Annotated in this window: 8 protein-coding genes and 2 tRNA genes; 3 read left to right on the top strand and 7 right to left on the bottom strand. The window is 46.7% G+C overall.

Features of this window, described 5'->3' with window-relative positions; genetic code table 11:
- Positions 1-129 precede the first annotated feature (129 nt).
- Genes CLC91_RS09915 through rlmKL form a run of 4 tightly spaced genes read right to left on the bottom strand, consistent with a single transcriptional unit; the run spans position 130 to position 6,201 of the window.
- Complete coding sequence (locus CLC91_RS09915) at positions 130-1,923, bottom strand: DUF3466 family protein (protein WP_095499077.1); 1,794 nt, start codon at positions 1,921-1,923, stop codon at positions 130-132.
- 15 nt (positions 1,924-1,938) lie between these two features.
- Complete coding sequence (uup, locus tag CLC91_RS09910; protein WP_095499078.1) at positions 1,939-3,864, bottom strand: ATP-binding cassette ATPase Uup; 1,926 nt, start codon at positions 3,862-3,864, stop codon at positions 1,939-1,941.
- Entirely contained in the window at positions 3,861-4,091 is a 231-nt protein-coding gene (locus tag CLC91_RS09905; RefSeq protein ID WP_095499079.1) for a glutaredoxin family protein, read from the bottom strand. Before CLC91_RS09905 ends, uup begins: the two co-directional genes overlap by 4 nt.
- Positions 4,081-6,201: a bifunctional 23S rRNA (guanine(2069)-N(7))-methyltransferase RlmK/23S rRNA (guanine(2445)-N(2))-methyltransferase RlmL gene (gene rlmKL, locus CLC91_RS09900; RefSeq protein ID WP_095500366.1), complete on the bottom strand. Its 2,121-nt coding sequence runs from the start codon at positions 6,199-6,201 to the stop codon at positions 4,081-4,083. The genes CLC91_RS09905 and rlmKL overlap by 11 nt, the downstream gene beginning before the upstream one ends.
- A 175-nt stretch (positions 6,202-6,376) precedes the next feature.
- On the opposite strand from rlmKL, the gene CLC91_RS09895 reads away from it, so the two are divergent.
- The 3 genes from CLC91_RS09895 to CLC91_RS09885 all read left to right on the top strand — a co-directional run bounded on the left by CLC91_RS09895 (position 6,377) and on the right by CLC91_RS09885 (position 7,139).
- Positions 6,377-6,453, top strand: a tRNA-Met gene (locus tag CLC91_RS09895).
- Between the two features lie 53 nt (positions 6,454-6,506).
- A tRNA-Met gene (locus CLC91_RS09890) sits at positions 6,507-6,583 on the top strand.
- A gap of 82 nt (positions 6,584-6,665) precedes the next feature.
- Positions 6,666-7,139 (top strand): NYN domain-containing protein, encoded by a 474-nt coding sequence (locus CLC91_RS09885; RefSeq protein ID WP_095500365.1) that lies wholly within the window; start codon positions 6,666-6,668, stop codon positions 7,137-7,139.
- Here CLC91_RS09885 and recD read toward each other — a convergent pair.
- From recD to recC, 3 genes are read right to left on the bottom strand one after another with little or no spacing between them, the layout of a single operon-like run.
- Complete coding sequence (gene recD, locus CLC91_RS09880) at positions 7,128-9,020, bottom strand: exodeoxyribonuclease V subunit alpha (protein ID WP_095500364.1); 1,893 nt, start codon at positions 9,018-9,020, stop codon at positions 7,128-7,130. The two genes, CLC91_RS09885 and recD, sit on opposite strands and share 12 nt — an antisense overlap.
- Positions 9,007-12,558, bottom strand: a complete 3,552-nt coding sequence (gene recB / locus CLC91_RS09875) for an exodeoxyribonuclease V subunit beta (RefSeq protein ID WP_158220723.1) — start codon at positions 12,556-12,558, stop codon at positions 9,007-9,009. Before recB ends, recD begins: the two co-directional genes overlap by 14 nt.
- Positions 12,546-16,013, bottom strand: a complete 3,468-nt coding sequence (gene recC, locus CLC91_RS09870) for an exodeoxyribonuclease V subunit gamma (protein WP_095500362.1) — start codon at positions 16,011-16,013, stop codon at positions 12,546-12,548. The genes recB and recC overlap by 13 nt, the downstream gene beginning before the upstream one ends.
- Positions 16,014-16,152 lie beyond the last annotated feature (139 nt).

The raw sequence follows: 16,152 nt of genomic DNA, 5'->3' as shown, positions 1-16,152 counted from the left end.
AGTCTAACCTAAATAAGCTTATGTAAAGGTTAAGGATTCTCTTAAGATCGATTTGTTATTAATGGGACCCCAAAAAGCATAATGGAGGCTTAAGCCTCCATTAAACACGTAAACAGCAGTTAAAGCGGGTTAGCTGCGACGACGCCACCATATCAATGGTGCGGCAAGCAGCAGCCACCAAAGCGCGGCACCTTTGCGCTTGTAGACAGGATTCGAAATGTCATCTTCATAGGTACACACTTCACCACTGCTGGTGGGTTTTAAAACGGCGATGCGTGGAATTAGCGTGGTAATGGGGTCACCGTTAGCATTCAGTACAAAAAACGGCATACCGTTATCGCCAATAATTACTTTACCTTCTTCATCCACTTCGTAGTTTGGCTTTGATACAAACGCCGTACCAATGATAGTGCCGTCTTCTAGGATCTTATTACCTTCAACCACTTCGATAATCGTCTGGTAGGTAAAGGTGTCGCCACGACCATCGGTAACCGTTACTTCATGACGTTTCCAACTGTCGCCATCTGGCTCAAACCCTTTAGACTCACAAGTGAGCAGGTTATTGACGTCTTCAAAACTCTCATCTCTGTGATCGTACAAGAAGGCATGACGACGACGTACCGTATCTTTACGATAATCCACTTCAATATTGCCCGTCACTTGACCTGCGTTATTAATAGAACGCGGATAGCTAGACAGATCGGTTGTGGTCGTGGCGAAGTCTAACGGCTCATGAATACGAGGATCCGCTTCGTTGGTGTCTAACACAAAGAACTTGTAACGAGGGTATCCAGAAATATAACGTTGAGAACGACCTATCATTAGGCCGTTATCGTTAATATCATAGGCAATGGAATCAAAGATATCCCAGTTGTTAAAAGTAATTTGGTTAATCTTGTTGTCTGGTGTCCACCAAACGGCATCGTAGCGTAAGGAGCTGGTATCTCCGTCGCGATAGGTGTGTGAACGCCCTACAACCACACCGTTGTTGTTAACGCCTAAGGCTTGAGCTAGATACAGGCGGGTATCGTCTTCATCAATATCAATTGGGAATTCCAATTGCACCGGTTCAACCACACCGTTATTGTCTTGCCATTTAAACGCTCTGGTTTGGTAGCCAATGCGAATACTGCCATTTACTGGGAACTGACCTGTTTGAATACACACATCAATGGGTAGCGCCGTATCTGGGTTCTCTTCTAAATTTTCTATACAATTATCGATGTAACTCTTGCCACCGGCGGTAAGCTCCGTAGAGCCATAGCCTACAGCAACGTTCGATTCGTTAATGGATACGGCTTGAGAGAGACCACCGATATTATAACCTTCGTAGCTAGTTATGGATGGCGGCAAGAAGACTGGGTCTTGGTCACCCACTTTATAAAAAGCGCGTTGCTCAAACTCTCGGTAATACCAAGTATCTGGATCGTCTTCATCGGCATCTTCATCCGGTGGAATTGGTAGCGTGCTGACTGGGCCGCTGGCGTAGCCAACCTTAGTGCCAGAATCATTTGAACCAAAATACACAGAATCAGTAGTATTGGGCGAGTCCACTTCCGATGGTGGTGTGGTGTCAATTATTGGGTCGAACTGCAATTGCCAATTTGTGGTTTCATTGGCGGTGAAAGTGAACAGGTCGGCAACAATGGGGCGAGTGACATTTAAATAGGTTACTTCGCTGTCACTGATGCCACTGTCACTGTCGAAATCGGTCGTTGTCCGACGACCGTTTGACGTACCAATCACTTCGCCGAGGGTATTACCAGCTTTACCGTATGAGGTTCGAGTCCCTAACAAAGTAGGTAAATCGTAATCGTCGATGTTTACAATTTCGTATACTGGCTTAGCAACTGCTGGAGCGGATAATGCACCTAATAAGGTGACAGATAAGGCCGAATAAACCAGTGGTTTTGCTGCTTTCATTAAAAATTTCCTGTATTACTCTTGGTCTGTTTTGAGCTGTTCTAGCTCTTCCCAACGCTCGAAAAGCGACTCCAGTTGCTGTTCTTTGTCAGCCAACTGAGCGAGTTTGTCATTTACTATTTGTTGTTCTTGTTCAAAAAATTCTGGAGAAGCGATGTTTTTTTGTAGCTCTTCTATATCGACTTCTAAGTTTTCCATTTGTTCCGGCAATTGTTCTAATTCGCGCTGCAATTTATAAGACAATTTCTTAGGGCGCTTGTTGGAAGACTCTACCTTACTTGATTTCGGGCTTTTTTCAACTTCTGATTTTGCCGGCGCAGCGCTGTCTTGCTCAGCTTTATAGAACTTCGCCCCTTGGCTAACAGCATCTTCATAGCCACCAACATATTCCTGCCAACGACCATTGCCTTCAAACCACCAACTGCTGGTGACCGTATTATCCATAAAGGCTCGGTCATGACTCACAATTAACAAGGTCCCAGGGTAATCCACCAACATGGCCTCTAGTAACTCTAGAGTTTCGATGTCAAGATCGTTGGTTGGCTCGTCGAGAATGATTAAATTGGCCGGCTTTAACAACAAGCGCGCAAGCAACAAGCGGTTTTTTTCGCCGCCGCTTAAAGCTTTTACGGGCGTACGCGCCCGCTCTGGGCTAAACAAGAAATCTTGTAAATAGCTTAGAATATGCCGTTCACGGCCATTAACCATGACCTGTTGCTTACCTTCGCCTACGTTATCTTGTACAGTTTTTTCTACGTCTAGTTGCTGCCGATATTGATCAAAATAGGCCAGTTCAATATTAGTGCCTTGTCGAACGCTGCCTGATTCTGGTTGCAGCTGTTCCATCAACAACTTAATCAGAGTCGACTTGCCACACCCGTTTGGGCCAATTAAAGCAATTCTGTCGCCTCGCATCACCGAAGTGGAGAAGTTTTTTACCAGATAATCGTCTTCATAAACAAACGATAATTCTTTTACTTCAAACACTAATTTACCGGAACGATTGGCATCGTTAACGGCCAGTTTGGCATTACCTTGTTTCTTGAGACGCTCACTACGCTGTTCACGCATCGCTTTTAGCGCTCTAACCCGGCCTTCATTGCGGGTGCGGCGAGCTTTAATGCCTTGACGTATCCAGGTTTCTTCCTCTGCCAATCGTTTATCAAACAAGGCATTTTGATCCGCTTCAACTTGAAGCCATTTTTGCTTGCCTTCCAAGTAGGCTTGGTAAGACCCAGGCCAAGATGTGGCCACCCCTCTATCAAGATCGATAATACGAGTTGCGAGTCGGTCGATAAAGCCACGGTCATGACTAATGAACACAATCGCACCTTTGAAGTTGAGCAATAACTGCTCTAGCCACTCAATGGTATCGATGTCTAAATGGTTAGTGGGCTCGTCAAGCATGAGCACATCCGGCTCACTCACTAACGTTTTTGCTAACGCAACCTTACGCAACCAACCACCGCTGAGTTGCGATAAGGTTTGTTGTGCATCCAAGCTAAGCCGTTGGCACATAGAGTGAATCCGGGCATCGAATTGCCACCCGTCTAGTCGGTCTATGCTTTCTTGCAAAGTCGTTAAACGCTTCAATTTGGTGGGGTCGTTTGCCAGTGTCGGATCGGCGCTCAGGGTTTGATACTCGGTGAGCTGATTACCAACGACCGCAAGCCCTTGAGCTATATATTGATAGACGCTGATGTCGCTGCTTTGCGGTGGGTCTTGTTGTAAACGGGCTAAGTTAACGTCGCTACTGATATTAAGCTCGCCGTCGTCCAATTCAATTGAACCATCGAGCACCTTAAGTAAACTGGATTTGCCAGCACCGTTGCGTCCGACAATACACACACGTTCACCCGCTTCAATGGCGACATCGGCGTCCTTTAGTAACGGCGTATGCCCAAAGGCAAGATTGCCTTGATTAATTCTAATAAGACTCACTTAACGCTCTCCAAGAATGCGCTGACCATGTCTTTATCAAAAGGCCAACCCAATTCACTGCCACCTAATGTAAGTACCGGTATGCGGATCCGGTAACGCTCAAGCCAAACGGTTTGCTCACATATGTCCACCAATTGATACGCCAATCCCATATCATCGAGTAACGCCTGAGCTTCGTCACACAAGTGACAACCATCGGTGTGAAACAAGGTTAACTTACTGCTCATGGCGTACGACTGACCAACAATTGTGAATTTGCGGATTGCGTTTAAAATCTAAAGGCAATAATTTGGCATCAATATTAATGGCTTTTAAACCGTGCTCAGCGAGGCCATCGAAGTCCATCTTAAATTTGCGGCGATTGTTGGTGAAGATAATTTCTCCACCGGCAGACAGAATGCGCTTTAAGCCCGTTAACAAGGCGACGTGATCTCGCTCCACATCGAAGGTCGTGTCCATGCGTTTTGAGTTGGAAAACGTTGGCGGGTCAATGAAAATCAAATCAAACTCTGTTGTGCAATCATCGATCCATTTTAAGCAGTCCGCTTGAATAAACTGATACTGGCGTCCGGATAACTTATTAAGCGAGAAGTTCTCCTGTGCCCACGCTAAATAGGTGCGCGACATATCCACCGTAGTAACACTTTTCGCGCCTCCTAGTGCCGCATGGACCGATGCGCTGCCGGTGTAGGCAAATAAGTTTAACACCGATTTGTCCGCTGACTTTTGCCCCACCAGCTTACGAGTTAAGCGGTGATCTAAAAACAAACCACTGTCTAAGTAGCGGGTGAGATCAACTTTAAAGCGCGCTTGGTATTCAGTAACGATTAGCTCTAACGACTCATTACTGCGCTTTTGATACTGCTCGCTCCCCCGCTGTTTCGCCCGGGTCTTCATAATGATGTTATCTGGCTCAATACCGGTGGCCGCAGGTAGGCTTAACAACACTTCAGTTAAACGGCGTTGCGTAGTTGCTTGCGGAATGTGCGAAGGTGCTGCATATTCTTGAACCACCAAATAATCTTGATAGCGATCAACCGCTACGTTGTACTCCGGAATATCGGCGTCGTACAAACGATAGCAATCGGTGGGCTGGCTTTTCGCCCATTTTTCTATTGCTTTTCGATTCTTTTTAACACGGTTCACAAAAGATTGTGCAAACTCTAAGTCCACCGGTGAATCAGTCGTGAGGCGATTTTCGTGAATGGAGTAATTACAAAACTCACATTCCAAATTACCGTTGTACATTTGAATGCGTTTATCAAACTTAAGCTTCATCGCTCGCAGTAGTTCTGGCTCACTGGACAGTAAGCTTATCTTCCAACCGCCGAAGTGACTTTTTAGCTGTTGTCCGAATTTAAAATAAAGCTGTAACAAGCTGTTGTAATTACCCAAGCGCTCGCCAAAAGGAGGGTTTGCTATTAAATAACCGGGCTGTTCGGTTTGTGGAGTCGCTTCAACGGCATCGGCTTGCTCAATGGTTACCAGCGCGGCAACACCGGCGTTTTGCACATTGTGTCTGGCCGCTCGAACCACGCGCGGGTCATTATCAAAACCGTAGAAGCGTGTTTTACAGCGTTTTACACCCAAACTGGCTCGTGCCTGCGCTTCTTGGTATATGTCATCCCAAAGTTTGGCGTTATGACCGCGCCAACTGGTGAATCCATGTTGGTTACGGTTAAGAGCTGGTGCCATATCAGCAGCAATCATGGCCGCTTCGATTAGAATGGTGGCGCTGCCACAAAACGGATCCATGATGTCTTTTTGATCGTCAAGCCATCCCGAGCGAGCAAGCATGTTGCAAGCAAGGTTTTCTTTTAAGGGCGCGTCACCAGTGCGACCACGATAGCCTCTTTGATGCATGGCAGAGCCACTGAAATTAAACCCTAAGGTCACTTGATCGCGCTTAATGCGGGCAGAGATGCGGATGTCGCACTCTTCTTTACTTACATCTGGACGCTTATAGCCGTCATCGCGAAACCTATCCACTATGGCATCTTTGATCTTTAACGCACCAAACTGAGTGTTATTAATAAGTTTGTTGCTGCCCACAAAATCCACTAGAAACTTGCTTTTCTCACTGAAAACCGCTGGCCAATCCACACAAAAAGCGGCTTCATAGAGTTCATCCACTGTGGTGAATTTGCCTTGATACAGGATCATGATGATGCGACTTGGCAAGCGCGACCACATGCAAATGCGATAGGCGGTTTCTAGGTCTGCGCCGAAGTAGGCTCCGGCCTGGGCTTCTTTTACATCATTAGCCCCAAGTTTAATAAGCTCTTGGGTTAATGGAAATTCGAATCCACGAGGAGCGGCAGCGAAAAATTGATACATAGGATGGGCTTCTGTTCAAACAATTGCGTCATTATAACTGTCGAGCGCATGAAATGATAACGCCAATCTTGGCTTTAACCCTCAGATTCGTTGTTTATTTGAGCATACAAACCAATTGCGCAAGAATAGACTTGCAAAACAAAAGTACGCTGTTAAGATACACCACGTTTTCGGACGCGGGATGGAGCAGCTTGGTAGCTCGTCGGGCTCATAACCCGAAGGTCGTCGGTTCAAATCCGGCTCCCGCAACCAATTTTTCAGTAACCACCAGCAACTGAAATCTAAGAAAACAGTCACCATTCGGACGCGGGATGGAGCAGCCTGGTAGCTCGTCGGGCTCATAACCCGAAGGTCGTCGGTTCAAATCCGGCTCCCGCAACCAATTCTCTTGCTATTGATATCCCTTTCTATTTGCAATCATTGACTTATACTGGCTAAACACTTTCTAACACCATTAATCTATTGTGAATAAAATTGCTGTTTTTGTTGATGTGCAGAATATCTACTACACCACTCGCCAAGCTTACCAGCGCCAATTTAATTACCGCCGGTTTTGGCAGGAATTGTCTTTTCAGGGTGACATCGTTATCGCCAATGCTTATGCGATTGCGCGTAACGATGACCAACAACGCAAATTCCAAGATGCGCTGCGCCACATCGGCTTCGACGTTAAGCTAAAACCCTTTATTCAGCGTGCCGACGGCAGTGCTAAAGGCGACTGGGATGTGGGCATCACCATAGACGTGTTAGAAAGTGCGTCGGCGGTTGATGCCATTGTGCTGCTCAGTGGCGACGGTGATTTCGATAGACTGCTCAGCCACGTTGCAATCAAGCATGATTGCCAAACCCACGTATATGGTGTGCCCTCGTTAACGGCTCAATCTCTCATCAACCAAAGTCACCATTTTCACGCCATTGACGACACTTTACTGTTGTAACGCCTGAAGTTGTTGCCACAGTCCTGATTGCCGCACCGTAGCTCGTTCAATACAAAGTCTCAAACTCGGCACTTGAGCGTAAATAGAGACCTGCGACTTGGCTCTGGTAATTCCGGTATACAACAACTCTTTCGACAGCACTTGCTGTTGTTTGAGCTCTGGCGGTAGCGCGATCGCTACGTGGTTAAACTCGGAGCCCTGAGATTTATGTATGGTCATCGCAAAGGCGACATCATAATGGCTTAATCGACTTGGTAGAAAGGAACGTACACTGCCATCCATTTGTAAGAAGCACACCCGCAATTGGCCCTCTTCATCCTCAAGGGTGATGCCAATATCGCCATTATACAGCCCCAAGCTATAATCATTGGCCGTGATCATGATGAGCCGACCGGGATAAAACCCTTGTTGCAATCGAGTTTGTGGAAGATTAAGCAACCTGGCTTCTATGCGCTCGTTAAGAGCCTCAGTGCCCAACTCGCCGCCACGCGTGGCGCACAATACACGATAACCATCGAACTTAGTCAGCAGGGTATTAGCATCTTTAACGCTTGCTTGATGACTCGCCAACACCAAAGGTTCGTAAAACGACAGGCTGTTATCAATAAGCCGTTGACTATCAGGCTCGCTAAGATAGCCATTTAACTGTCCTTGCCCATGCTGTTTGTGAATCAGTTGCAAGGCTTCAGTCACGTTTTGCTGGTTGACCGCCTTAGCCAAATCGCCAATGTGTCCGCCAAAGCGCCAACTTTTTTGCAGCATGCACAAACAATCGCTGATAGCATTGGCTTGTGAGCTTTGATGTTTATGTAACGACTGCTGACTGATATCGGCTAAGGTTTGCGCATGCTGAGGGCTGTATGTCATTAACGTGCTGTCATAACTTACCCGAATAAAGCGACACAAATCGCCCATCACCGCTCCCGCTTCCACCGACGACAGCTGATCTTTGTCACCCAGTAACACCAATTTACAGTGCGCCGGCAAGGCCGCCAGCAGTTTGGCCATTAACGCCAAATCAATCATTGAGGCTTCGTCAACCACTAAGAAATCTAACTGCAACGGGTTATCTCGGTTATGCCTAAACTCCACTGAGTTCGGTATTGCCCCTAATAGGCGATGTATGGTGGTGGCGCTTTCCGGAATTTGCTGCAATAGTTCGTCATCTAACGCGAGGCCAGCTTTAGCATTGCGTATGGATTCGGTCATACGAACCGCCGCTTTGCCCGTGGGCGCTGCCAGTCGAATCACCACGGGTTGTTGATGAGACTGCTGCATCAAGCTTAACGCCAACAAGCGGATGACCGTGGTGGTTTTTCCCGTCCCGGGGCCGCCGGTAATAATGGCCAGCCCTCGGCTGATCGCCAGCGCGCAAGCAACCCGCTGCCAATCGGTCTCATTGCTTGTTGGCGTGCCAAATAACCGGGTGAGTTGCCGGTTAGCGCCAATGATATCCGTTGCAACGTTACGAGAAGCTTTATCGAGCAAGTTCAGAGCAACATTGCGCTCATAATACCAATAACGGCTTAAGTACAGACGCGGGTCGTTATCATCACCATCGAGCACGAGCGGCGTGTTTCGCTCTGAGCTCGCTTCGCTCACAAAACGATTTGCTAACAGCTGTCTGACAACCGTGCCTTGATCTGCAAACCTAAGGGATTGATCAGTTGCATTACTATCCAATAATGGCGTAAAAGGCTCGTTCACCAGCTGATTAATATTAATGCACACATGCCCCTGCGCCTGTGCTTGACTCATTCGCAATGCCAGCCAAAAAACCGGGTCCGCTAAGTCGGCACAAATGTATTTGGCAAACTGATAATCGATAGCGCGAATGCGACCTGCAGCGATGGCGGTTGTTATCCAATCACGCGTTATCATGGTTAACCTCCTCGGATTGCACACCCAATTGTTGCCCTAACGATTCAATCAATCTCTGCTCAGGTTTCGCAACAAACACCCCAGATTGAGGCGTAATTCCGTCCATCCCACGTAAGAAGCAATAGACACCGCCGCCCATATGCTGCTCGTATTGGTAATTGGGTAAGCGATCGCTTAAATACAAATGCAACGCGAGCACATAGAAAATTAATTGCGCGTCATAGCGATGTTCACACATCATGTTCTGCATTGCCTGTGGGTGATAATCGCTAAGGCTATTTCCTAAATGATTAGATTTGTAATCCAACACGTAATATCGGCCATCAAATTCAAACACAAGATCGATAAATCCTTTAATTAGCCCTTTGAACCGATCAAACTTTAACGCTCGGTTGTGCTTAGCAATGTCGGCGTCGAGTACTGGATAGCTCTCAAGTAGGCGATTAAGCTGGCTATCGTTAACCTGGGCATCGACTTTAATAAAAAACTCCATTTCACTTAACCATTGCCCTTTTGACAAAGCTGCCAAGCTGAATTCTTTATTGTGATCGGGTAGCAAAATGGGTGTATTCAAGGTTTGTGTTAGCCATTCACTAACCACAGTTTGCCAAGAGTCGGCGTCTTCTATGCCATACAGGCTCAGTTGAGACGCCACTGCGTTATCAAGCTCATCGGGGTCGTTGTCGGCAAATTGTTGATGTTCGAAAATGCCGTGAAGTGCCGTCCCCGGGTTAGCCCCTCGAGGAAAACTAAACCGATTTTGCATAAACGGTTCTGGCACCAAAGTCTCTGGTGCTGGCTCAACCACTAAATCATCCGCTTTATCAAGTGTGGATGTGGGCGTATGTAAATTTCTAGACAACCCTGAATAACTGGTTATTTTCCAACTTTGGTCAACGCCATGACTTAGACGTCGATGCTCAATACTCGCATGTTTGTCTGCGCTAGAGGCGAACATGGTTGCAGGCTCATCCTCATAGAGTTGACAAGCGATAAGCTCTGGATGTTGTTGTGCAAGCGTTTGCGCGGCTTCGTTTACGTGCTCATCGTCAGTTACGCCTAAAACATGCGCCAAAGCGGATGTGCCGGTAGGCTTCTTTTTGGTTTGGGTCAGATTAATGAAGCAACCGTAAGACGCTCGAGTTAAGGCTACGTACAACAGCCGCACGTCTTCAGCCAAACGCTGCTGCTCAGCTTTTTTGAGATTGGTGGCTTGGTTGGAGAAATCCACTATGGTGCCGGTTTCACCACTGTACACCGCGAGCTTCGCGCTTTTTCTAGACAGACCATTGGCTAAAAATACCAACGGATACTCCAAGCCTTTACTGGCGTGAATGGTTACAATTTGTACCAGGTCTTTATCACTTTCGAGCCGCAATCGTTGGTTATCGACGTCTTGTGGTTTCGAGCTTAGTTGACGTTCGAAGTAGTTGAGCAGGCTGTTAATGCCATCCTGCTGCAACGCTTGCTGCTGCAGCAGCTCGGCAATATGATTTAGGTCCGCTAATTGGCGTTCGCCATTAAGCGTATCTGTAAACAGCTTTGCTGCAATTTGGTAATCAGAAAGCCATTGAAGATAGGCTGATAAGACACCCTTGCTCTTCCAAAGCTCATGATATCCTTCGAATCGCTGTTGATGGGTTTGCCAGACTAATTCATCTTGGTGAAACTGCTGAATGTCCTCGGAGCTCACATCCATAAGCGCCGTACCTAAAGCAGCAAATACCTTTCTGCGACTTTGATAGGAGGCCATCGCCGTCAGCACCCGAAACAGTTGGGGCGCGATCTCTGCACTAAATACACTGTCTCGACTTAGGAAAACGCTGCGAACATTACGCCGTCTTAGCGCTTTGACAATGTCTTTCGCCTCGGTTCTGTCGCGCACAAGAATGGCAATATCCGATGGCGCTAACGCTCGGTTACCTAACTGCCCTCGACCTTCATTGGCTATTGTCAGTAACTTGGCTATGGTTTGGGCAGTGTGCTCACTACCGTAGTTTTCTTCATTATAAGGCGCGTTAAACTGGGTAAAGTTCATGCTGGCCAGGGCTTTGCCATCCACCACCAAGTTGCCCATTGCTCCCGTGTCATTGGCGGCGACGGCTTGGTAACTGATGTTATCTGCAAGAAACGTTGCCTGCCCTGCACAACCAAATAATTGGTTTACCGCTGCCACCATGGTATTGCTGGAACGATAATTTTTATCCAAGGTGTACAATTGAGCTTGTTCTAGCGATTGCTTTGCCTTGGAATAGGTTTCTATATCGCCACCTCGAAACGAATATATGGCTTGCTTAGGATCGCCAATCATCAACCAACAATGGACTTTGTCGCTATCATAGATGCCATTGAACACTCGATATTGTAACGGATCGGTATCTTGAAACTCATCGATAAGAGCCACTGGGTACTGGCCGATGAGGTCACTTTTTAGAGATAAGCTATCATCATTGCTCAGCGCATTGTCCAATGCCACCATGAGGTCGTCCGGCCCTTGTATGTCGAGCAGTTGCTTTTGCTCTTCTAAGCGTTGTTTTACGTAATGCAGCGCTTCGCTATACAGTTGTGGGCTCAACTCGCGTTGAGCTTGATAGCGTTCATACCCTGCAAGAAGCTGTTGCGTTTGCGAGTCGGGTTCCAGCTTATCGACTTTTCCTGTGATGTAGTTTTTCGTTTTTGAAGGCCAGTCTCCCTGCCCTTGGTTTTCAAACCAGCCCCCAACAACACTTAAATGCTCGCTCAGTATCCCCTTTTGAATCTTTGGGATAGCGGCCAACTCCTGATAAACGTCATCTAAACAATGGGCACAGTCATCTCTAAATTGTAAAAACGCTTGAGCCGTTTCTTGCTGAACTCGTTCAATGACCGCTTCAATGGGTTGCGCTAGGGGTTGTGGTTCAACCGCCAAGGATTTTCTAGGCATTAACCCTTTCAACGCGTTAGCCAGAGTCTCTGGATTATTGGCTTTTAAACCGGATTTAAACGCATCCATTACCTTTAGCCATGGCTCTCCCGCTAACGGATATAGGCTATCGCGCCAAAAATCTTGGCAAGCGCTGATTAACAACTCCGTGTCGTTTTCAAGATAATTGTCCGCTAATGAAACTCCACTGCTAAACGCGTTCTGGCTTAAGGCGCGTCGACAAAAGCCATGAATGGTGAAGATGGCGGCTTCATCCATACTTTTTTCTGCTGCATAAAGTCGTTTTAACACAATGGCTGAATCGTGTTGATAGAGCTGATATAGATGCTCTAAAGCGTCATCTCCTTGACTGCCCTGTCCCCGAAAGCAGTTAACCGCTGTATGCAGGCGAGCTCTTATACGGTCTCGCAATTCAGCGGTCGCTGAGCGCGTAAAGGTAACCACCAATATGTTTTCTGGAGTAAGCAATACACCGCCGTTTTCCTTAAGTAACGGTTGTTCGATAATGAAGCGCAAATACAAGGTTGCTATGGTATAAGTTTTTCCAGTTCCTGCACTGGCTTCGATCAGTGCTTTACCGCTAAGCGGTAAGGTTAACGGATTTAATCGTTGCACAATAACCCCTCCACATAATCCAACGCCTTTTTGTGGGTCACGACAATTTTTGCGGTCTTCGTTTGCCCTTTTGGGGGCACCATATATGCATGTTCAACTAAGGGCACCAGTATTTGCTCGGTCAGTTTTATAAACGCTGGATAAGCTTCTTCAGCATTTTTAAAGCAGCGCGTTAAGTACTCATCGACCGGGCGATGGCTAAACTTATTCTGTTGCCAAAGTTCGTTTAACGTCTCTAGCGCATTAATTTGTGTTTTTTCATCAACTTTGGCTATGGCAACAGAAATACCCGCATCAACAAGCAGTGGTAATGGCTGTTGCAGGCCTTGCTGATAAAGACTTATCAGTTGGGCGAGTATCGAGTGCGCCTGCGCATTGGGAATGGCTTTGAAAACGCATGCGTTCTTTTTATCAAGCAGCAAGTAGTGATAATCAGCACCGCTTGCACAACTGCTTAAGTGGCGCAAATACGCACGAACGATGTCTTTGTCTTTAATGGAGCCCGCTTTTAACTGACAACGCAGATGTCGCTTACTCTTTGGCAGTTCAGCTGTCAGCATTAATTTAGGCTCATCGAAGCTCAGCCTCAGCACGTCGCTTTGTTTATCTTCCTGTAGGTATTCAGAAAAATGAGTCACTATCGACTCACCTTCATCCCAAGCTTTAGCCAGTGTTTGCGTTGACGCTTCACCAAATGGCAACTTACCTGTTCCTTGATAGTGCGCATCAAATTGATTTTGCTGAGCGTTTGCCAGTCTCATGGTTAACGCTTTGTCAGACAACTGCCATTGTTGCAGCGTGTCGATAACAAAGGGTTCGTGTTGCAAGGTGTCCAACTCTATCTCGTCAAAGTAAACCTCCAGTGTGCGTTGCATAAAGACACGACAAGGGTTAACCATAAACCGTTCTAACTGGGTAAGCGAAAGTTCCTGATGTTCCGCTTCTAGGCGGCTTAACTGGGGGTTATGGGTTGCATAAGAGCGTGGCGGTTTAAACGCAGGGTCTTGACTGAGTGCTAGCGCTTGGCTCCACAGACTGGCGAAGCTTTGTTGGGCGCTTTGTTTTGAAAAATTAATGGCTTGATATGCCTGCAGTGGATGCTGGTGGGTCATTTTGCTGAGTAACTCTTGAGCCACTTGCGCCGGTTCATCAGTGGCTTTACTGTCGCTGTGGATCCACGCTTCGGCAATGTAATCTCGCACTTCGCTGATTAAAATGGATGGCGGCTTGTGACTGTCGTCTCGAATATCTTGGCCAACCCAACTTAAGTGCAAATGTTGTCGTGTTGATAAAAGCGCTTCTAAGAATAAGTAGCGGTCATCTAGCCGTCGAGAGCGATCGCCACGAACTCGTTGATTGGCCATCAAGTCAAAATTTACCGGGTGATTTTGGCGGGGAAACGCATTTTCATTCATTCCTAACAGGGCAATGACCTTAAAGGGAATACTGCGCATTGGCATTAAGGTACAGAAGTTAATGGCCCCGGCCTTAAAACGGCTATTAGATGACTGTGCTTGTAAACTTTGCTGTAAATAGTCTTTGATAATGGTGCGATGAATGGTTTGCTGATAACCAGACTGATCAATGTATTGCTTAAGACCTTCTAGGCATTGGCTAGGTTGCTGCAACCACACCACTTCACTGGCCTCGCCTTCAAAAAAGTCGTTCATCATTTGATTAACCAAGGTTAACCACTGACCGGCTTGGTAGTCACCAGCAAGTTGTGTACGGTAATCCAGCAGGCAATCAACAAACATCAGCAGCTTACCCAAAGCTTCTGTTTGGGCGCCTTCCATTTGGGAGTACGGCATTAACCCATCAAAACAGCCTTGTGCTGGATGCATGGCATACCCTAACAGCAGTCGCTGTGCGCCAAACAGCCATGAGTTTTCTTCAAAGCTAATAAACCCTAGTTCTCTGCGGTGGGCAGCATTAATGCCCCATCGAATGCCCACATCATCTATCCAGCGATTAATGATATCTAACTCGTGCTCATCAATAGCGAATTTGCGCATGACTGCCGGCACTTCCAGTATCGACATCAACTCATTGGCATACCATCGGCTTTGGGGTAAATCGAACAAATTAAGTAAGCAATCGGCAAGTGGTGACTCTTGTTGAGCCGACAAATCGTTGATCGAATAAAAGAGCCGATAGTCATCCGTAATTCCGCTAAAGGTGGCATGAATGTAAGGCGCATATTCACTGACATCTGGAACCATCACCATAACATCGTTGGGCGTAAGTGATGGGTCTCGCTCAAATAAGAACAACAATTGATCTTTTAGGACTTCAATTTCGCGCATGGGCGAATAACAACTGTGAAATAACACATTGCTACAGTCGTTATCATTGAGGCTAATTTTATCGATATTACTGGTTAATTGTGTGGCCGATAACGCCTCAAACTGACCGCGTATGCTTAAATTCAAGACTTCATTTTGTAACAACCCCAATGCACCGGTTGTAGGGTATGGCCGATAAGCCTCATGCCAGTCGCCCTGCAATTGCTCTAACATCAGTGATAAATGCTCTCGCCCTAAGGTACCAAGGGATGCAAGCAGCGGGTTACCTACCAAAAAGTAGCGATCATCGGCCAGATCAGCCAGGCGTTGATAGTTGGGTTTCGCCGCTAATTTGGCCAACGATTTGCCATCAATAATGTCCAACCAGAACTCCTGACACGGGTTGATTTGAAACCAGTGGACTTCAATGTGGTTAGCCAAGGCGTTAAACAAGGCTAAACTCTGTTCCGGAAGCGAAGAAATACCGAAAATAAACAACCGCTTAGGTAAGCTTTGCAATACCGAGTTATCGAGGTTAGCTGCGTTAAAGCTGTCGATGGTTTGAGTCAATAACTCGCCCCGATGCCATTGCACACTGGCGCCTGAAGAGCCACTAATGCTGCTGTTGAGACGTTGCCACAGTATCGGCTGCCAGGCTTGCTGTGGGGTTACTTCTCCACCGACTTCGTCTTGCTCCCAATTGGCCATCCATTGAGGACGATAAATCAAATACTGGTCAAAAATATCTGCAATGGCGGCGCATAAGCGATAACTTTTCAGCGCTCGCTGTTCTTGTTGTTGCTTGTCTGCAGTGACATCCCCTAAATACCGTTCAACCCAAGCGAACTCTTTGTGGTTCATGAGATCAGGCAACAAGGTCATTAAATGCCAAGTCATATTTTCTTTTGAAAACGGAGACTGTTCGGGCAATTCTGGGTACAAAGCATTGAACATCTTCCAGACAAAGCTACTGGGCATAGGAAATTCAATGTTCGCTGCGATGCCATGTCGCTGCGCCAACTCAATTTTTAACCATTGTGCCATGTCTGGGTTTTGCACCAGAATCGACTCGCAATCCAACGCCGAAATACCATCTGGAATGGTGCCAATAATTGCACTTAATTGATCTAATAGCGCTTCAGTAAGATTGTGCTGATAAATATGTAGCATAGTAATAGTTATGAGTTGTGTGCCACGATTTGAATCAAATCAGTATACACGAGCTAAGCAATTAAACAGCGCCAAAAACAACAAAAAAAGCCTCGTTTTACACGAGGCTTTCAAACTTACTTTTACGTATTTACGGTTA

The sequence above is a fragment of the Paraferrimonas haliotis genome (assembly GCF_002282895.1).
GTDB classification, from domain to species: Bacteria; Pseudomonadota; Gammaproteobacteria; order Enterobacterales; family Shewanellaceae; genus Paraferrimonas; species Paraferrimonas haliotis.
The sequence above is the reverse complement of the archived record's forward strand: the minus strand, read 5'-3'. Positions and strand labels throughout refer to the sequence as shown.

Excerpts from the sequence above, each read along its gene's own strand:
- rlmKL (WP_095500366.1), bottom strand. The coding sequence starts at position 6,201 with ATGTATCAATTTTTCGCTGCCGCTCCTCGTGGATTCGAATTTCCATTA.
- CLC91_RS09915 (WP_095499077.1), bottom strand. The coding sequence starts at position 1,923 with ATGAAAGCAGCAAAACCACTGGTTTATTCGGCCTTATCTGTCACCTTA.
- recD (WP_095500364.1), bottom strand. The coding sequence starts at position 9,020 with ATGATAACGCGTGATTGGATAACAACCGCCATCGCTGCAGGTCGCATT.
- recC (WP_095500362.1), bottom strand. The coding sequence starts at position 16,013 with ATGCTACATATTTATCAGCACAATCTTACTGAAGCGCTATTAGATCAA.
- CLC91_RS09905 (WP_095499079.1), bottom strand. The coding sequence starts at position 4,091 with ATGAGCAGTAAGTTAACCTTGTTTCACACCGATGGTTGTCACTTGTGT.